The following is a 17,461-nucleotide window of genomic DNA, read 5'->3' on the forward strand; positions in this document are numbered from 1 at the left end:
AGACGATGATGTCTGGACCTTCCGTATGAGCGCCGGGAACGGCGCCGAGTACGACTACGTCGTCGTCGGCGCTGGTACGGCCGGCTGCGTCCTCGCCACACGCCTGTCCGCCGACGCCGGAACGCGCGTACTGCTGATCGAGGCCGGCCCGCCCGCGGACCGCAACCTGCTCGTGCAGCTGCCCCTCGGGGTCGGGCTGCTGTCGGGACGCAAGGAGATCAGCTGGGGATACGAGTCGGAGCCCGAGCCGGGCCTGAACGGCAGAAGCATCCCCGTCCCGCGTGGACGGCTGGTCGGCGGCACCGGATCGATCAACGGCTCGACCCATGTCCGCGCGCACCGTCTCGACTACGACGACTGGGTCAAGTCCGGTGCGGAGGGCTGGGGTTGGGACGACCTGCTGCCCTACTTCCGCCGTGCGGAGAGCAGTTGGCGCGGGGACACCGAGCACCACGGCGGATACGGACCCGTCACCGTGTCGACGGCCGTCCGCAGAGGCACCTTCGGCCGGCGCCTTGACCGCGCCGCCCGCTCACTGGGCATCGAGTTCCCTGACGACACCCAGAGCGGGGACCCCACCGGAGCAGGCCAGATCGAGAACGCCATCCACCGCGGACGGCGGCACAGCACCGCTGCCGCCTATCTGCGCCCCGCGCTGCGGCAACGGCCGAACCTCACCCTGCTCACCGGGGTGCTGGTGGACAAGCTCGTCGTCGAGGGCGGACGCGCCACCGGCGTCCGGGTCGTGAAGGGCGGACAGGGCCGGACGATCCGGGCCGCCCGTGAGGTCGTGGTCTGCGCGGGCGTCTACAACTCGCCGCAGCTGCTGATGCGTTCGGGCATCGGACCGGCGGATCACTTGCGCGAAAGCGGCATCGAACCGGTGGCGGACCTGGTCGGCGTCGGCTCCAATCTCCAGGATCACCCGGCGGCCCCCGTGCTGTTCGACGTCAAGGATCCGGTGACCTTCCACGAGCACCTGCGTGCCGACCGCGCCGCGGTGGGCGCCCTCCGCTGGCTCGTCACCGGGAACGGTCCGCTGGCGCAGATGCCGGAGTTCCTCTCCGCGTACATCCGCACCCGCCCCGACCTGGACCGTCCCGACGGGTTCCTCGGCATCCTGGGCGGCGGCTTCGGCGCCCGGCCCTGGTTCCCCGGCATACGCCCGCTGAAGGACCGCCACTGCGTGGCCCTCAACGCCGTGGCTACCCCGCGCAGTCGTGGCGAGGTCCGGCTGCGTTCCACCGACCCGGCCGCGGCTCCGCGCATCACATTCAACCTGCTCACCGAGCCGGAAGACGTCGCCGCCCTGCGCGAGACGGTGCGCACCACGCTGGCCATCCTGCGCAGTCCCGAGGTCGCCCCGATGATCGGGGCGGAGCTCGCTCCGGGCCCTGACGTGCGTACCGACGACGACTTCGAGCGCTATCTGCGCGAGACCGGCTACTCCGCGAACCACGCCTGCGGCACCTGCGCCATCGGCACCTCCGAGACCTCCGTCGTCGACCCCGAGCTGCGGGTGCGCGGCATCGACGGACTGCGCGTCGTCGACGCGTCGGTGCTGCCGAGCGTGCCCGGGGCGAACATCAACGCCACCGTCATCGCCGTGGCCGAGAAGGCATCGGACCTGATTCGCGGGGTCCCGGTGGCCGGTTCCGGGGCTACCGGAACCCCGCTTCATGACAGGAGCGCAGGATGAGGGAACCCCTGACCTACGCCATCGCGCACGGTGCGGCCGAGGCCGCGCTGGAGGCCGCCCAGGCCGAGGGGGCGCGCATCTGCGTGGTGGTCGTCAACCGCAGTGGCATCACGAAAGTGCTACTCAGCGACGACGGCGTCGGCCCCATCGGGGTCGAGACCGCGCGCCGCAAGGCCTACACCGCCGCCGTCATCGGCATACCGACCGCGGCGTTCGCCGACTTCGCCACGTCTCCCGCGATGACGGTCGCACCCGTGCACCTCGTCGACGCCGACCTCCTCCCGGTACCGGGCGGGGTGCCGGTCACCGTGGACGACGGCGAGGTCATCGGCGGCATCGGGGTGGGTGGCGCCGACGGTGCCACCGACGACCGCCTCGCGGCGGAGGCACTGAAGAGCATCGCGGCGCTGCTGGCGTAGGCGCGCGAAGACAAGACCAACTCAAGGGACCACAGCAGAAGGAGCGAATGATGATCGAAGACACCTTGGTCGTGGAGGGTGTGGCGCACGACTACAACTTCCTGCCGGAGAACTGCGTCAACCCGGCAATGGGCCGCGGGATCGGCGAGCACATGTACCAACTGCACTCGAGGTGGGGCGGGCCCGGCTACGCCCTCGAGAAGTCGCTCTACCTGGACCACGGCGCGACCGCCGAGATTCTCGGGCGGGCGGTTCTGGCGGAGAGCCAGTCCGACATCGCCGTCTACCACGAGACACCGATCTACGGACTCTTCCACGACGGCGGCTCCCCTCTGTCCACCGGCCTGGAGATGCGAGAGCGCTGGCCGAACCGAGTGCTGGTCTACGGCGCGGTGGCCCCGTTGCGCCCCGGCGCGGTGGACCGCGTCGACGAACTGGTCGACGTGCACCAGGTGAACGCGCTCAAGCTCTACCCGCAGGACCTCGTCGAGGGCCGGATCACGCCGCTGGACATGAGCGATCCGGAGGTGTGCTACCCAGTGTTCGAGCGGGCCCGGGAACGCGGCCTGAAGGTCGTCGCGATCCACAAGGCACTCCCGCTGGGGCCCGGGCCGGCCTCCGCACTGCGAGTCGACGACATCGAGGGGGCCGCGATGGCGTTTCCCGACCTGACCTTCGAAGTGGTGCACGGCGGGCTGGCGTTCGTCGAGGAAACCGCGTTCTTGCTGGACTGCGCCCCGAACGTGGTGGTCAATCTGGAGGCGACCTCCGCCCTGGTGCGCACGGCACCACGCCGGTTCGCCGAGGCGATGGGAGCCTTCCTCGCGACGCACAACGGCGCCCAGCGCATCCTCTGGGGCACCGGATGCATGGCGGCCCATCCGCGCCCGCTCATCGAGGCGTTCTGGGATTTCGAAACACCGCAGGACCTGGTCGAGGAACGCGGCGTGGAACCGCTGACCATGGAAGCGAAGAAGAACATCCTCGGCAGCAACTTCCTTCGGCTGCACGGCATCGACGAGGACAAACTGCGGGCCACGATCGCCGGCGACGAGTTCGACACCACCGAGCTTGCGGCGCCGTGGGGTGGCCGGGTCGAGCCCGCGGCCGAACCGGCGGCGGTGGCGTGATGAGCGGCGTCACCGAGGACCGGGTCCGGGAGGTGCTCAACGGCATCGTCGACCCGTGCAGCATCACCGCGGGTGTCCCGGCCGGGATGGACGACATGGGGCTGATCAGCGACATCCAGGTCCGTGACGACGAGGCGGGCGGGCGACGGGTCAGCGTGACCTTCGGGCTCACCGACCCCACCTGCATGCTGCTGGGCTCGTTCGCCAACGAGGCACGCGAGCGGCTGGCCGGGCTGCCCGGTGTCACCGGCGTCGACGTCACTCTGGACCACGACATGGAGTGGACGCCGGACATGCTCGCCCCGCACTACCAAGAGCGGCTCGCCGAGCACCGCGCGCAAAGGCGTCGTAGCCTCCCGCTCCTGGCCGTGACCGCGACGGGGCGAGCCGGTGACCAGTGAGGTCTCACCACAGTCGGACACCTCCGACCTCTCGGCTGTGCAGTCCAACAACGCCGCCGTCATGGGCCGTTTCATGGAAGGGCTCAGCCGGGCGCCGCGTCCCCCCGAGAAGATCGACCCGGCCGACGTCCGCGTGGTGCGCGACATCGTCTTCAGCGCACCGTCCGGCGCCCAGGGCCGTACGGAACTGCGGATGGACCTGTACCTACCGCAGTCCGCGCCGACCCCGGCACCAGTGATCGTATGGCTCGCGGGTGGCGGCTGGCGCATGCAACGACGCGGCAACGGACCCCGGTTGCCCCGGCTCTTCGCCGAACGCGGATACGCCATGGCGGACATCGAGTACCGCTCCTCCGAGGTTTCTGTCTGGCCGGCCCAACTGCACGATGTCCTCGCCGCGTTGCGCCACCTGCACGACATCGCGGACACCCACGGCCTGGACCCGGCGTCGATCGGGCTGTGGGGCAGCTCCGCCGGCGCGCACCTCGCGCTGCTCGCAGCCTTCGCCGCCGATGCCGACGGCTCCCCCGCAGCGCCCGGCGTACGGGCCGTGGTGGCGGGCTATCCGCCCACCGATCTGCTGTATCTCAACGACGACGCCCTGCCCGGCGGAGTCCTGGGCGTGGACCCGTCCGACCCGGCCTGGGGCCTGCTGGGCGCAAGCCCAGCGGACCGGGCCGACACCGCCGCCGAGGCCAGCCCGGCCCGGCAGGCCCACCCGCGGGTGCCGCCCGTCCTCCTGCTGCACGGCGACACCGACCTCCTCATCGGCCCGGCACAGAGCCGCCGACTCCACGACGCCCTGATCGTCGCGCGCGTCGAGTCCCACCTCCTGCTGGTCCACGGCGCCGACCACGGCTTTCTCAACACCGGCGACTGGGAACTGAACCCCATGACAGCCACCGTGCGGTCCTCCCATGCCCCGGACGCCGAAGGCTCCGTGTTGCTGACCCCCGCGCTGATAGAGCGCTTCTTCGACCGCCATCTGCGAACGGATCCATGGCATGCCTGAGACACCACCGCGCTACGACGACATCGGCCGCGCCCTGTCCCGTCTCGCGCTCGCCGCCGTCTTCGTCTCCGGAGGCCGCCATGTCTGGCAACATCCGGAGGGCCCCGCGCAGGGGGCGGAGACCTTCCTGAAGCGGTGCCGCCGTACTGTGCCGCTCCTGGACCGCTTCACGGACCGCCAGCTGGTACGTGCCAACGCGGCCGTGCACATGACCGCCGGAGCGGCACTCGCGGCCGGCATCGCCCCCGCGGCCTCCGCCACGGCACTCGCCGGCTCGCTGGTGCCCACGACGCTCGCCGCCTTCCCGTTCTGGACCCAGCCGGAGGGCCCGCAACGCGCGCGCCAGCAGGGCGACTTCCTCAAGAACCTCGCCCTGGCCGGCGGCCTGCTCGCGGTCGTCGTGAGCGGCGGGCGACGAACCAGGTAGGCGGTCGTCAGCGTGACCAACGGACCCGCACCGGACGCGCGACCCTGGAAGTGGTCCCCGCGAACAACCCACGCCCTGTGACCCACAACAGTCTGCAACGGCTGCTGCGAGCCGCATGGCAAGGCGCGGACCCGCTCACGAGGGACGGCGAGGAGCACCAGAGGTTCTTCCGTCGAGCGGAATTCGTGTAGAGCGCGCTAGAGCCGATCCGGTCCAATCCTCCTCAGTAGTCCTCCGTAAGGCACGGACAAGCCTGGGAGGCCCATGGGAGCCGGTGACCGAAGCCGGTAGCCGGTCGTCACAAAGGAGTGATCATGTCTGCTGGTTCGACGCCGATGATTTTCGTGCACGGCTACTGGCACGGGTCCTGGTGCTGGAGTGAGGTCATCGCGCGTGTCGCGGCCATGGGACGCCCTGCGGTGGCGGTGGACATGGCGGGGCACGGGCTCCGTGCCGGCCGGCCGCAGTGCCTCACCAGACGCCCGTTCGCCCCGGAGGCCGTGGCCACAGAGGTGTCGCCGGTGGCCAAGGTGGACCTCGACCAGGCCGGCGACCTGCTCGTCTCCCAGATCAGGGAGATCGGCCAGGGTGGACCCGTCACGGTGATCGCCCACAGCATGGGCGGCACCGTGCTGACGCGGGCGGCGCAACTGGTACCCGAGCTGGTGGCGCACGCGGTGTACCTGACCGCTTTCATGCCGCCCTCGGACGTGCCTGGCATCGCCTGCGTGCAGATGCCGGAGAACGCCGGCGAACTGGTCGCACCGTCTTTTCGGGCCGACCCCGCCGCGATCGGCGCCCTGCGGCTCGACCTCGCCTCCGACGATCCCGCCTACCGTCAGCAACTGCGGGACGCGTTCTTCGGTGACGTCGATCCGGCCGTCGCCGACGCCGCCCTCGGGCTGCTGACCCCCGACGCTCCGGCCGGCATCGCGCTCGGGGCCACCACGCTGACCCGCGACGGCTGGGGCTCGGTGCCCCGCACCTACGTCACCTGCGCCCGGGACATGGCGGTCCGCCCGGCCCTGCAGAAGAAGTTCATCAGCGACGCGGACGCGTCCTTCCCGGACAACCCGACCTCCGTGGTCGCGCTCGACTCCTCACACTCGCCGTTCCTGTCGATGCCCGGGCAGGTGGCTGACATCGTCGCGAAGCTGGGCTGACCGAGGTGACTGCTAATGGCCCCGGTCGATCCACTCCTGGAGATGCGGGGACTCGCTGCCGATGACGGTGTCCGCGCCGTGGCCGGTGCGGACCACCGTTTCCAGGGGCAGCACCAGCAGACGGTCGCGGATGGAGCGGATGATGGTCGGGAAGTCGGAGTACGACCGCCCGGTGGCCCCCGGACCACCGGCGAACAGGGTGTCGCCGGTGAACACCGTGCTCAGGTCGGGGGCGTGCAGCGAGATCGCTCCAGGTGTGTGGCCAGGGGTGTGAAGCACCGTCAGTTCGGTACCGGCCACGGTGATCCGGCGCACGTCCGAGAGATAGGCGTCCGGGTTCCGGTCCGGGTGGGTGTGCTTCCACAGCAGGCGGTCGTCGAGATGGATCAGGATCGGCGCACCGGTCGCGTCAGCGAGCGCGGGAGCGGCGTCTATGTGGTCGTCGTGGCCATGGGTGCACACGATGGCCTTCAGACGCCGGTCGCCGACGGCGGCCCTGATGGCGTCGGCATCGTGCGCGGCGTCGATGACGATCGCCTCGGAGTCGTCGCCCACGATCCACACGTTGTTCTCGACGTCCCAGGTGCCGCCGTCCAGGCTGAACGTGCCGGACGTGACCAGTTGCTCGATACGGGCAGCCGTCACAGCATGACCACCGAGCGCAGCACGTCACCCTTGTGCATCCGGGCAAAGGCGTCCTCGACCCCGTCCAGGGCGATCGTCTCGCTGACGAATGCGTCGAGGTCCAGGCGGCCCTGGAGGTACAGGTCGATCAGCAGGGGGAAGTCGCGGGAGGGCAGGCAGTCGCCGTACCAGCTCGACTTCAGCGCGCCACCCCGGCCGAAGACGTCCAGCAGCGGCAGTTCCAGCTTCATTTCCGGCGTCGGCACACCGACGAGGACGACCGTGCCCGCCAGGTCCCGGGCGTAGAACGCCTGCTTGTACGTCTCCGGGCGGCCCACCGCCTCGATGACCACGTCGGCGCCGAAGCCGCCGGTCAGGTCGCGTACGGCCTCCACCGGGTCCTTCTCCCGCGAGTTGACGGTGTGCGTGGCGCCGAGTGACGCGGCGGTCGCGAGTTTACGTTCGTCGATGTCCACCGCGATGATCTTCGCGGCGCCGGCCAGCCGGGAGCCGACCACCGCCGCGTCGCCCACGCCACCGCAGCCGATGACTGCCACGGAATCCCCGCGGGTGACCGCACCGGTGTTGATCGCCGCACCGATGCCCGCCATCACGCCACAGCCCAGCAGGCCCGCGGCGGCCGGTGACGCGGCCGGGTCGACCTTCGTGCACTGACCGGCCGCGACCAGGGTCTTCTCCGCGAAGGCACCGATACCCAGGGCCGGGGAGAGCTCGGTGCCGTCGGTCAGCGTCATCTTCTGCCGCGCGTTGTGGGTGTTGAAGCAGTACCAGGGCCGCCCGCGCTGACAGGCGCGGCACTGGCCGCACACCGCACGCCAGTTGAGGATCACGAAGTCACCGGGCTCGACTTCGTTCACGCCCTCGCCGACCGACTCCACGACTCCGGCCGCCTCGTGGCCGAGCAGGAACGGGAACTCGTCGTTGATGCCGCCCTCACGGTAGTGGAGGTCGGTGTGACACACCCCGCACGCCTGGATCCGTACCACCGCCTCCCCCGGCCCCGGATCGGGGATCACGATCGTCTCGATGCCGACCGGCTCGCCCTTCGCCCGCGCGACGACGCCTCGTACCTGCTGGGACATTGCTGGATTCCTTCCTGATCAAACGGGCTGGACGCGCACGGGCAGGGACGCCCACGCGCGCAGGGTGTTGTTGGGGTGGCGGTGCGGCGTGCCGGTGAGTTCGATGCGCTCGACGCGGCGGGCCAGGGCGGTCAGCAGTGCCTCGGCCTCCAGGCGGGCCACGTGCTGGCCGATGCACTGGTGCAGGCCCATGCCGAAGCCGACGTGGCCGGAGGGGTCGCGGGTGAGGTCGAAGCGGTCGGGGTCGTGCCAGCGGTCCGGGTCGCGGTTGGCCGCGCCGAGGAACATGAGGATCTTCGTGTCCGCGGGGATGAGGGTGCCGGCGATGGTCACATCGGTGGTGGCGGTACGGAAGAAGGTCTGCACCGGTGACTGCCAGCGGACCGCCTCGTCGAACGCGGCCCGCACCAACTCCGGCCGCTCCCGCAGCCGTTGCCACTCCTCGGGGTGAGTGGCGAAGGCGTACAGGCAGGCCGCAAGGCCGTGCACGGTGGTGTCGATGCCGGCGGTGAGCAGGGAGCGCACCACCAACGGCGCCTGTTCGTACGTCAGGTCGCCGCGGTCGGCGGCGGCCCAGATGGCAGCCCCGAAGCCGTCCTCGGTCAACGCCTCCCGTTCGCACTGGGCGTTCACCCATGCCGACAGTTCGGCCACCCGGTGCGCGTCCGCCGCGACGAGGTCGTTGCGCGGGCCGAAGGCGTTGAAGGCCATGTTGCCGTACGGCAGGAGGTGCTCCCTGCCGTCGGGGCCGAGGCCCACCGCGTCCGGGAAGGCGCGCAACGGGAACGCCTCCGCGAGCGCGGTGAAGCCATCGAACTCGGTTCCCCCGGCGAGGAGTTGGTCGACGAGATCTTCGGCCACCGTGTGCCACGCCTCGCGCAGACGACGCAGAGCGGGCGGGGCCAGGATCTCGCGCAGTACCCGGCGCGGGGCGTCGTGCCGGGGCGGGTCGGCCTCCAGCAGCAGGCTCGGCGGACGCCACGGCTTCTCGTGCCGGAAGTTGGCCAGGCCCACGCCCGAACCCGACTCGAAGTGCTGCCAGTCCACGAGAGCGGCGTGCACCTGCTCGTAGCGGGCCAGGGCGTGGACGTCGTAGCGCGAGAGGTATACGACCGGACCGGCCTCGCGCAGGGCCTGGTGCAACGGTTCGGGGTCCACGAGGGCGTCGTGGGCGAACGGGTCGGCGTCACTGACGGGCGGCACGACGGCACGCTCCAGTGCCTCGGTCATGGCGGCTCCTTGGGAGGCAGGTGAAGAGATCTCAGAGATCGAGGACGAGGCGGTCGCCGCAGGAGCGCGACACGCACGGGAACATGCAGTCGTTCGCGGCCCGTTCGTGGTCGGCCAGGACGGAGTCCCGGTGGTCCGGCTGTCCCTCCAGTACGGGCGTCAGGCACGTTCCGCAGGTGCCCTGCTCGCAGGAGGACAGCACGTCCGCGCCGGCCCGGCGGACCGCCTCCAGCACGGAGACGTCCGGGGTGACGGTGACGGTGCGTCCCGTACGCCGCAGTTCCACCTCGAACGGCGTGTCCCGCACCGGCGCGGCCTGCGCACCGGCGGTGAAGCGCTCGACCCGCAGGGCATACGGCGACCAGGCGGCGCAGGCCGCTTCGACGGCGGCGAGCAGCGGGGTGGGGCCGCAGCAGTAGACCCTGGTGTCGGGTCGCGGTGTGTCCAGCCAGGCCGCCAGGTCCAGGAGGCCCAGCTCGTCCTGCGGAACGACGTGCACCCGCTTGCCGTACGCCGCCGCCAGCTCCTCACGAAAGGCCATCGACGACCGCGTACGCCCGCCATACAGCAACTGCCAGTCCGCGCCGAGCAGTTCGGCCTGGCGCACCATGGGCAGCAGCGGGGTGATGCCGATGCCGCCCGCGATGAAGAGGTACTTCTCCGACGGAACGAGAGGGAAGTGGTTGCGCGGGCCACCGACCCCGACACGGTCCCCCGGGCGCAGCCGGTCGTGCACGTACGCGGATCCTCCCCGGCCCGCGGGCTCCCGCAGCACCGCGATCCGGTAGGTGTACGCGTCCCATCGGTCGCCGCACAGGGAGTACTGCCGGGTCGTCCCCTCAGGCAGTACCAAGTCGATGTGGGAACCCGGCGTCCAGTCCGGCAGCCGGGCACCGCTCGGGTGGGTGAGAGTGAGTGATACGACGCCCTCGGCGACGTTCTCCTTGGCGGAGACCGTCAGCGTCGCCGCCAACTTCCCTTTGTCGAAGCTGGACTTGGCATCCGCAACCACACTGGTTCCGACCACGTTGTCGCCTCCCGTCGTTGGGTTGCACGCAGGATGCGCGGCGACGAGGGACGGTTGCGACGGCATTCTCAATCAGTGAGAGACGAACTTCTGCCGGCTGTCATACGGCCGTTGCACTGCCGTCACGCGCGTCACCCGGGTCTCGCCGCCTCGGGGCGTCCGGTACTCCGAGCGCACGGGAGACGCCGCGTGCCGCCGTCCGCACCACGGGCACGACGGACGAGGCCCCAGCCTCGTTGGGGACGATCACCGCCAGCGCGGCCACCACGTCACCGCGCGCGTCACGCACCGGCGCCGCGACCCCCAGGGCATCCGGGTGCACGTATCCCGGGCAGTACACGTACCCCTGCCGACGCACCTCGGCCAGCACGGCCCGCAGCCGCGCGGCGGTGGCGGGAGTGTCCGGGGTGTAGCGGTGCAGGGGCCCGTCGAGCACCCGCTCCCGCAGGTCGGCGGGGCCGTGGGCCAGGAGGACCAGGCCGCTGGAGGAGGCGTGCAGGGGAAGACGGCCCGCGACGCGGGTGTAGTTGATGACCGCGCCCGGTGTCGTCAGCCGCTCCAGGAACAGCACCTCGTCGCCGTCCAGCACGCCGAGCTGCACGTGGTGGCCGACGACGTCGTGGACGCCCTCCATGAACGGCATGGCCGCGTTGCGCAGCGAGAGGGAAGGCGAGGCCCGGGTGGCCAGCTCCCACAGGCGCATGCCGACACGAACCCGGCGGTCGACGTCCCGGGTCAGGAACCCGTACGAGACCAGCTCGGCCACCAGCCGCGACGCCGTCGCCACGTGCAGCCCCGTACGCCGGGAGATCTCCGAGACGGTCAGGGCCGACTCCTCCGGCGTGAACGCCTCGAAGATCCGCACGGCCCTCGCCAGAACCGACTCACCGTTCTGTGTCCTCACCTCGCCATCATGGGATTCCTTCCCGGCACGTCAAGCCCGGCGGCGCAGCAAGGTCTCGGTCCGCGGCAGGACGCAGCGGCCGATGCCTGCACGGATATGCACCGGCCGCTCGACCGGGGGTGAGCGACGGCCGCGGTGAGCTTCACGCGCCGCGGTCGGCAACAGCCTCGGCGCCGGAGCACGCGGTCTCTCCGGCCGCGGGAGGGCTCGCTTCGCCGGGTCCGGCGGCCATGCGGCGGCTCGCCTCGCCAAGTCCGTCGGCGAGCGCCCGTACCTGCTCGGGCGTGAGCACGTCGATGAGCAGTTCCCTGACCGTGTCCACATGGCTGGGCGCGGCCCGCTCCAGCAGAGCCATGCCATCGTCGGTGAGTACCGCGAAGACCGCACGGTCGTCACTCGGGCAGGAGCGTCGGCGCACCAGCCCGGCCTTCTCCATCTGCCCGATCTGATAGGTCAGCCCGCTCTTGGAGTTGACCAGGGCGCAGGCCAGTTCGGCCATCCGCATCTCCCGGTCGGGGGCCCCACTGAGCCGGGCGAGGATCTCGTACTGCAGGCCGGACAGGCCGAAATCGCGCTTGAGCTGCTGCTCCAGCCGCCGGTGCAGCAGCGCGTGCGCGGTGGTGAAGGCCGTCCAGGCACGCTTCTCCTCCTCGTTCAGCCATCGCGTATGACCCACGCCACACCCCTCTATGTTGTTCAAATTAGAACTCTCATCCTATCGTAAGCGGCGCGTTCAAATTTGAATCGAAACACATCACGGAGAAGCCATGAACCGAACAGCACAGGCAGTGCGTTTCGACCAGTACGGCGATCGTGACGCGCTGTACGTCACCGACGTCCCGATGCCCGAGCCGGAGCCCGGAGAAGTCGTCGTCGAGGTGCGGGCCGCGGCCATCAACCCTTTCGACGCGGTGCTCCGCTCGGGAGTGGCCCGGCATCTGTTCCCGCTGGGCTTCCCCTCCGGCCAGGGCAGCGACCTCGCCGGGGTCGTCGTGGCCGTCGGTGCCGAGGCCGGCGGACTCGCCGTCGGCGACGAGGTACTGGGCTGGACGCCGGCGGCGGGCGCTCACTCGACGCACCTGGCTGTCCCGGCGGACCGGCTGGTGGCCAAGCCGCCTCAGGTGAGCTGGGAGGCGGCGGGCGCCCTGCACATGGTCGGCGCCACGGCCTACGCCGCCGTCCGCGCCGTCGCCGTCCAGCCCGGGGAGACCGTCGCGGTGTCCGCTGCCGCGGGCGGGGTCGGTTCGTTCCTCGTGCAGATGCTCACCGGCCGGGGAGTGCGCGTGCTCGGCATCGCCTCACCGGCCAACGCCGAGTGGCTGGACGGGCACGGCGTCATCCCTGTGCCGTACGGAGCCGGCCTTCGCGAGCGGCTCGAACAGGCCGCAGGAGCGGACGGAATCGACGCGTTCATCGACCTCTACGGGCCCGAGTACCTCGACCTCGCGGTCGCTCTCGGCGTCAAGCCGGACCGCATCCAGACGACCGTCGCCATGGAACGCGCCGCGGAGATCGGCGCCAGGACCGACGGCCGCCACAACGCGACCGCACGCGAGATCCTGGTGGAGCTGGTCGATCTGGTCGCCTCGGGCGCCGTCGAGATCCCGATCGCCGCCACGTACCCGCTCGACCGCGTCACCGACGCCTTCGCGGAGCTGGAGCAGCGGCACACCCGCGGCAAGATCGTCCTGGTCCCCTGACCGAGACCGAGAGCAAGCCCCGAAGTGGCCGTACGGACGGCTCTCCGGGGCTCTCTGTCGTCATGTCACCCGGCGTTGAAGCGGTACGACCCCGCCCGTGCCCGGTAGACCTTGTAGCCCGCACCGCCAGAAGTGTCGTCACGGACGAAGGCGACACCCCGGGGCGCGGTGACGGACTTGTCCTGGGTGGGGACCCAGATCTCGGCCTCGGTGTTGTACGGGATGGTGACCGCGAGGTCGATCCTGCCGTCCGGGCGGCGGCGCCATTCCGAAGAGACCTTGCCGCGCACCGTGTCGATCGAGGCGCTGACGTGGTCGAGGGTCGCGGGTGCCAGGTCGGTGTCCTCGGTGTTCTTCGGGACCCGGCTGTTGATCGGGGCCGAGGGGATGTACGGGCGGATGCGCAGCGACTCGTACGCGGTCGAGGTCGGCTTGATACCGGCCAGGCCCTGGTAGAACCAGGTGGCCACGTTGGAGCGGTAGTGGTGGTTGACCGAGAGCCGGTCGGTCCACTGCTCCCACAGCGAGGTGGCGCCCTTGGCGATCTGGTGGACGTAGCCGGGCTGGCCGGTCTGCGTGACGGCTTTGAGCGCGATGTCCGTGTAGCCGTACTCGCTGAGGATGTCGAACTCGTAGCGCGAGCCGTACATGTCGTTCTGGATGTGCTGGTCCGCTGCCATGATGCGGTCGGCGAGCAGCTTGGCGAGGGCCTTCTTGTTCTCGGCGAGCGTCTTTGTGCCAGCCAGGTGGCGGGGGTCGTCGGGCTTCAGGTCCGATCCGGGGACCAGGTCGAAGGCGATGGCCATGGCGTTCTCGCTGGAGATGCTGCCCTGGGTGAAGTGACCCTTGGACGCGTCCCAGTAGTTGGCGATGAACGCCTTGCGGAGCGTGCGCGCCAACTTCGCGTAGCGCGCGGCGCGTTCGGTGCGGCCGAGCCTGCGGCCCACCTCGTCCATGTAGTCGCAGAAGTGGATGTAGAAGGCGAGGCTGATGACGGCGTTGCTGCCGGGGCTCTCGGCGCCGGAGTAGGCGCCGAGGGAGGCTTCGAACTTGTAGTCGTTCTCGGCGGTGAACAGCGTCTCGTAGTACTTCAGGAGCGTGTCCTGGTGGTCGTAGAGCTCCGCGAACAGGCTGCTGTTGCCGTAGTACGTGTACAGCTCCCTCGGCATGACGAAGTACGCCGAGTCCCAGGCCGGCACCGCCTTCCACGCGGCGTTCCAGCCGGGGGTGTGGTCGTAGCCGAATCCCCCCTTTCCCAGGGGGACGACCATGGGCAGTTGGCCGGTGGAGATCTGGGCGTCGGGGAAGTGGCGCAGCCAGTTGGTGAAGACGGCGTTGACGTCCCAGGTGAGGGACTCCGACTCGGAGCTGGCCATGGCGTCGCCGGTCCAGCCGTTCTTCTCCCGTGACGGGGTGTCGGTGGGCTTCTGCACGAGGTTGTTCTGCTCGGCCCACTCCAGGTTGCGCTGGAGGCGGTTGAGCAGGGCGTTGTCCGTGGTGAAGGTGCCGGTGCGGGCGAAACCGGTGCGGGCGACGCCGACGGTCAGCAGGTCCGCGTCACGCTTCAGGTCGGGGGCTCGCCCGAGAACCGACTCGAGGTTCATCACTTCCAGGTAGCGGAAGCCGAAGTGACTGAACTGCTGTCCCCAGGTCTGCGTCGACCGCCTGCTGAGGGTGTAGTAGTGCGTCTGGAGGTTGGCGTCGTGCTGGAAGTTCTCCTCCTCCACGGAGAGGGGAGAGGCGGCCGTGCCGTCGCCGCCGACGATCCGGTTGCCTCCGCGGATCCGCAGGGTGAGGCCCTCCTTGTCGGGGCGTATGCCTGTGAGCTGGAGGCGGACCAGGCCCGTCAGGATCTGGCCGTAGTCCAGGACCCAGGTCCCCGAGCCGGGAGCCGTCTCGGTGATCGAGACCGGACGCAAGGTCTGGTTGACCAGCACCGGCTCCGCCTCGTGGGCCCGCAGGACGGCGGGCTTGAAGCCGTCGGGGATCGTCGTGGCGGGGAGCGCGCCGTGGTACTTGGGTGAGGGACCTGAGCAACTGCCAGGCGGGACAAGGACGGTGGCCGGTCGCCAGTCGCGGCCGGTTCTGTAACCGGGCGAGCGCCACTCCCCCAGCCGGTCCGCGCGCCGGGCGTCGTACTTCTCGCCCGAGTAGACGGAGTCGAAGGTCGTGGGCCCGTCCGCGCTGAGCCAGTCCTTGTCGGTGACGAGTGTGGTGGCGGAGCCGTCGGTGTAGGTCACGACGAGTTTCGCGCGCAGGCGGGGCTGGCCGACGTAGGGGGCGAGCTGCCAGTACCACTCCTGGGGTGTGGTCACGCCGTACCAGCCGCGTCCGAGTTCGGCGGCGACGACGTTCTCCCGACCGGCCTCCAGCAGCGCGGTGACGTCGAAGGTGTCGTACAGCACCGTGCGGTCGTAGGTGCTCTGGTCGGTGAGCAGCCGGGGCACGTTGGTCCGGCCACGGTTCGCCTGCTTGCCGTCGACGGTGATCGGGTCACCGTTGACGGAGAAGGTGACGTTGCCGGCGGCGCTCAGGTGCAGCCGGGCCTTGGCGATGCGGCGGCCCCGGGGCAGGGTGAACGCGCGGCGCAGCACCGGGGCCGGGTTGGCGATGGGCAGTACGGCGTTCCTGGCGGGGATGTACGAGTTCTTGGGCGGGAAGGTCAGTCCGGCGAGAGTGCCGGTACCGGCCTCGAACGGGTTGGCGCCGGTGGTCAGGTCGACGGAGAAGTCGCGGGCGTCGGTGCCGGTCACCTTGACGCTGCGGACGGTGGCGGAGGTGCCGCCGCCGAAGCCGAAGCTTCCGTGGCGGCGGATCTGGTCGCCGGTGAGCGTACGGCTGTCGACCTCGACGCCGTTGACGGTGGTGGTCACGGTGAGCCCACTCACGGCGACCGCCACCGTGTGGTCACGAGTGGCCCAGGTGTCCTTGGTCAGCCCGGTGGAGGCGGAGAGGGTGACCGTGCCGACCGGGACGCTGCGGGTGCCCGCGGTGGTGGGGTTGGTCTCGCTCTGCGGGTCGTAGTGGTTGACGCCCCAGTCGGGCTCGGAGGTGCCGTCGTCGACCCAGGTGTTGCCGGCGTAGTGGCTGGTCTTCATGACCAGCTGCATCTCATCGCCTGCCTGCTTGATGGTCCAGTTGAGGCCCTCACCCCAGGTCTTGCCGATGGGTTCGGCGCGCAGCAGCAGGGACAGCCCACCGGCGGCGTCCGAACCGCCGCGGAAGACGACGGTCGCGGTCAGGTCCTTCCAGTCGTGGTCCTGCGCCTCGCGGCCGCCGATCCACCGTGCGCCCGCCCAGTCCTTCTCGCCCTTCAGCAGCCCGGCCTCCCACCTCTCGGGCTCGCTCCAGGAGCCGGGTGCGCCCTTCTCGTCCCAGGTCCGCACCCTCCAGAAGTACGCCTGCTCCGACCGCAGCGCGCCACCCCCGTAGGCCACCTCGGTGCTGTTCGAACTCGCCACCTTGCCGCTGCGCCAGACGTCCGCCTTGCCCGGTCCGGTGCCGACCTGGATCTCGTACGCGGTCTGCCGGGCCACCGGAGGCACCCAGCTGAACGCCGGCGCGGTCTCCGTACCCAGGGGCTCGACCCGGGAGTTGACCTGCAGGTCCGTGGGTGCGGAACCGTGCCTGCGCGATGCTGCCGTGCTCGCCGCCACGGCATTCGGCGCGGCCACGAGCGGGAGCGAAGCCCCTGCTGCCGCAGCCGTGACAATGCCGAGCATGTGTCGGCGGCTCAACGCACTTCTGTACTCCTCGGCCACGGCTCAGGTTCCTTTCGTAAGCGCATCGCGCTGGAACAGGGGTGTCCCTCCCCTGCGGTATTGAAACGTTTCAATACCTTCCAAGTGGAAAGCTTACGAGCAGGCTCACTCGAAGCACAATGGTCCTGCGGCAAGGACGAGGTCAGGTCGCGCTGCCGCGGGGCCCCGTCGGCCCGGTCGTCGAAGACCACGAGCTCGCGGGTGAGGAGGCGGAGCAGGTGTCGTACGCGGGCCGCTCCGATGTTCTTCCGAAGTACGCGGATCCGCCATCGCCGACGCCCTGCCGCAGCCGCTGATCCTTGACCTCCCGGAGGCTCTCCATCACCGCGTCGATGGCGGTCTCGACGGTGGAGTCCACTTGGGGCCCCTAACTTTTCAGGGTGCCCTGGTCGGCGAGGTGATCGGGGACGCTGCGGTGAGGCCGGTCGGTCCGTAGCCGACGACGGCGATGTCGTAGAGCGGAGCCATAAAAAGCACCTCCAGGAACAGCCCCGCGCCGTTGCGAGGGGTGAGGTGGGAAGAGAGGGGCGCGGCTCGACCGTGCACGCCGAAGTCCGCATGTGAAGGATGATTCATATTTGATGTGAATAGAGATCCACATGCTGGCAACGTGGACGTCAAGAGCCCGGTCGATAAACTGCGCGAATGACCGAGTCCACCACCGGCAGGCCCGCCGCCCTCCAGGAACGCAGCCGCCGTTCGCAACAGGACATCCTGCAGGCCGGGTACGCCCTGCTCGAAGAGGGCGGAGTGGACGCGCTCACCGTGGCCGCCGTGGCCGAGCGGGCCGGCATGGCGGTCGGCAGCATCTACCGCCGGTTCGGCGACAAGGAAGGACTCCTGCTGGCCATCCAGCACGCC

The 17,461-nt window shown here is 70.2% G+C and carries 18 protein-coding genes; 9 read left to right on the forward strand and 9 right to left on the reverse strand.

What is annotated here, in order from left to right; translation table 11 throughout:
• Window positions 1-25: 25 nt before the first annotated feature.
• From OP79_RS42080 to OP79_RS42110, 7 genes are all read left to right on the forward strand, one after another.
• Window positions 26-1,699, forward strand: a complete 1,674-nt coding sequence (locus tag OP79_RS42080) for a GMC family oxidoreductase (protein WP_033328403.1) — start codon at window positions 26-28, stop codon at window positions 1,697-1,699.
• Window positions 1,696-2,118 carry a GlcG/HbpS family heme-binding protein gene (locus OP79_RS42085; RefSeq protein ID WP_033328404.1) on the forward strand — a complete coding sequence of 141 codons (423 nt, stop codon included), beginning with the start codon at window positions 1,696-1,698 and terminating at the stop codon, window positions 2,116-2,118. The genes OP79_RS42080 and OP79_RS42085 overlap by 4 nt, the downstream gene beginning before the upstream one ends.
• A gap of 47 nt (window positions 2,119-2,165) precedes the next feature.
• Window positions 2,166-3,248 (forward strand): amidohydrolase family protein, encoded by a 1,083-nt coding sequence (locus OP79_RS42090; RefSeq protein WP_245685637.1) that lies wholly within the window; start codon window positions 2,166-2,168, stop codon window positions 3,246-3,248.
• Window positions 3,248-3,649, forward strand: a complete 402-nt coding sequence (locus OP79_RS42095; RefSeq protein WP_033328405.1) for a metal-sulfur cluster assembly factor — start codon at window positions 3,248-3,250, stop codon at window positions 3,647-3,649. The genes OP79_RS42090 and OP79_RS42095 overlap by 1 nt, the downstream gene beginning before the upstream one ends.
• Entirely contained in the window at window positions 3,639-4,661 is a 1,023-nt protein-coding gene (locus OP79_RS42100; protein ID WP_245685638.1) for an alpha/beta hydrolase, read from the forward strand. Before OP79_RS42095 ends, OP79_RS42100 begins: the two co-directional genes overlap by 11 nt.
• Window positions 4,654-5,088 carry a DoxX family membrane protein gene (locus tag OP79_RS42105; protein ID WP_033328406.1) on the forward strand — a complete coding sequence of 145 codons (435 nt, stop codon included), beginning with the start codon at window positions 4,654-4,656 and terminating at the stop codon, window positions 5,086-5,088. The genes OP79_RS42100 and OP79_RS42105 overlap by 8 nt, the downstream gene beginning before the upstream one ends.
• Before the next feature lie 314 nt (window positions 5,089-5,402).
• The gene (locus OP79_RS42110; RefSeq protein WP_033328407.1) at window positions 5,403-6,251 is read left to right on the forward strand and encodes an alpha/beta fold hydrolase; all 849 of its coding nucleotides are present in this window, start codon (window positions 5,403-5,405) and stop codon (window positions 6,249-6,251) included.
• 12 nt (window positions 6,252-6,263) lie between these two features.
• Here the strand turns inward: OP79_RS42110 and OP79_RS42115 are convergent, their stop codons facing one another.
• The 6 genes from OP79_RS42115 to OP79_RS42140 all read right to left on the reverse strand — a co-directional run bounded on the left by OP79_RS42115 (window position 6,264) and on the right by OP79_RS42140 (window position 11,815).
• Window positions 6,264-6,896 carry an MBL fold metallo-hydrolase gene (locus OP79_RS42115; RefSeq protein WP_033328408.1) on the reverse strand — a complete coding sequence of 211 codons (633 nt, stop codon included), beginning with the start codon at window positions 6,894-6,896 and terminating at the stop codon, window positions 6,264-6,266.
• On the reverse strand, window positions 6,893-7,978 hold the full coding sequence (locus tag OP79_RS42120; protein WP_033328409.1) for an S-(hydroxymethyl)mycothiol dehydrogenase: 1,086 nt from the start codon (window positions 7,976-7,978) through the stop codon (window positions 6,893-6,895). The genes OP79_RS42115 and OP79_RS42120 overlap by 4 nt, the downstream gene beginning before the upstream one ends.
• 18 nt (window positions 7,979-7,996) lie before the next feature.
• Complete coding sequence (locus OP79_RS42125) at window positions 7,997-9,208, reverse strand: cytochrome P450 (protein WP_033328410.1); 1,212 nt, start codon at window positions 9,206-9,208, stop codon at window positions 7,997-7,999.
• A gap of 31 nt (window positions 9,209-9,239) precedes the next feature.
• Entirely contained in the window at window positions 9,240-10,235 is a 996-nt protein-coding gene (locus tag OP79_RS42130; RefSeq protein ID WP_033328411.1) for a PDR/VanB family oxidoreductase, read from the reverse strand.
• Between the two features lie 100 nt (window positions 10,236-10,335).
• A complete protein-coding gene (locus tag OP79_RS42135) occupies window positions 10,336-11,139 on the reverse strand; it encodes an IclR family transcriptional regulator (protein WP_033328412.1) in 804 nt (267 codons plus the stop codon).
• 142 nt (window positions 11,140-11,281) lie between these two features.
• Window positions 11,282-11,815 carry a MarR family winged helix-turn-helix transcriptional regulator gene (locus OP79_RS42140; protein WP_051745450.1) on the reverse strand — a complete coding sequence of 178 codons (534 nt, stop codon included), beginning with the start codon at window positions 11,813-11,815 and terminating at the stop codon, window positions 11,282-11,284.
• A 91-nt stretch (window positions 11,816-11,906) separates the two neighbouring features.
• On the opposite strand from OP79_RS42140, the gene OP79_RS42145 reads away from it, so the two are divergent.
• Window positions 11,907-12,839 (forward strand): NADP-dependent oxidoreductase, encoded by a 933-nt coding sequence (locus tag OP79_RS42145; RefSeq protein WP_033328413.1) that lies wholly within the window; start codon window positions 11,907-11,909, stop codon window positions 12,837-12,839.
• Window positions 12,840-12,904: 65 nt separating this feature from the next.
• On the opposite strand, the gene OP79_RS42150 is transcribed toward OP79_RS42145, so the two are convergent.
• The 3 genes from OP79_RS42150 to OP79_RS55595 form a co-directional block, all read right to left on the reverse strand.
• Complete coding sequence (locus OP79_RS42150; protein ID WP_245685639.1) at window positions 12,905-16,513, reverse strand: family 78 glycoside hydrolase catalytic domain; 3,609 nt, start codon at window positions 16,511-16,513, stop codon at window positions 12,905-12,907.
• 229 nt (window positions 16,514-16,742) lie between these two features.
• Window positions 16,743-16,958 (reverse strand): hypothetical protein, encoded by a 216-nt coding sequence (locus tag OP79_RS42155; RefSeq protein WP_033328415.1) that lies wholly within the window; start codon window positions 16,956-16,958, stop codon window positions 16,743-16,745.
• A 17-nt stretch (window positions 16,959-16,975) separates the two neighbouring features.
• Entirely contained in the window at window positions 16,976-17,176 is a 201-nt protein-coding gene (locus OP79_RS55595; RefSeq protein ID WP_157857450.1) for a hypothetical protein, read from the reverse strand.
• 69 nt (window positions 17,177-17,245) lie between these two features.
• On the opposite strand from OP79_RS55595, the gene OP79_RS42160 reads away from it, so the two are divergent.
• The coding region (locus tag OP79_RS42160) for a helix-turn-helix domain-containing protein (RefSeq protein WP_033328416.1) at window positions 17,246-17,461 on the forward strand (216 nt) is incomplete at its 3' end.

The organism is Streptomyces yerevanensis, from assembly GCF_000716805.1.
In the GTDB taxonomy this organism is placed as follows: domain Bacteria; phylum Actinomycetota; class Actinomycetes; order Streptomycetales; family Streptomycetaceae; genus Streptomyces; species Streptomyces flaveus.

Bases quoted from the DNA above. Each gene is read 5' to 3' on its own strand.
- OP79_RS42145 (WP_033328413.1), top strand. From the start codon at position 11,907: ATGAACCGAACAGCACAGGCAGTGCGTTTCGACCAGTACGGCGATCGT.
- OP79_RS42125 (WP_033328410.1), bottom strand. From the start codon at position 9,208: ATGACCGAGGCACTGGAGCGTGCCGTCGTGCCGCCCGTCAGTGACGCC.
- OP79_RS42105 (WP_033328406.1), top strand. From the start codon at position 4,654: ATGCCTGAGACACCACCGCGCTACGACGACATCGGCCGCGCCCTGTCC.
- OP79_RS42090 (WP_245685637.1), top strand. From the start codon at position 2,166: ATGATGATCGAAGACACCTTGGTCGTGGAGGGTGTGGCGCACGACTAC.
- OP79_RS42080 (WP_033328403.1), top strand. From the start codon at position 26: ATGAGCGCCGGGAACGGCGCCGAGTACGACTACGTCGTCGTCGGCGCT.
- OP79_RS42110 (WP_033328407.1), top strand. From the start codon at position 5,403: ATGTCTGCTGGTTCGACGCCGATGATTTTCGTGCACGGCTACTGGCAC.
- OP79_RS42120 (WP_033328409.1), bottom strand. From the start codon at position 7,978: ATGTCCCAGCAGGTACGAGGCGTCGTCGCGCGGGCGAAGGGCGAGCCG.
- OP79_RS42095 (WP_033328405.1), top strand. From the start codon at position 3,248: ATGAGCGGCGTCACCGAGGACCGGGTCCGGGAGGTGCTCAACGGCATC.
- OP79_RS42085 (WP_033328404.1), top strand. From the start codon at position 1,696: ATGAGGGAACCCCTGACCTACGCCATCGCGCACGGTGCGGCCGAGGCC.
- OP79_RS55595 (WP_157857450.1), bottom strand. From the start codon at position 17,176: ATGAATCATCCTTCACATGCGGACTTCGGCGTGCACGGTCGAGCCGCG.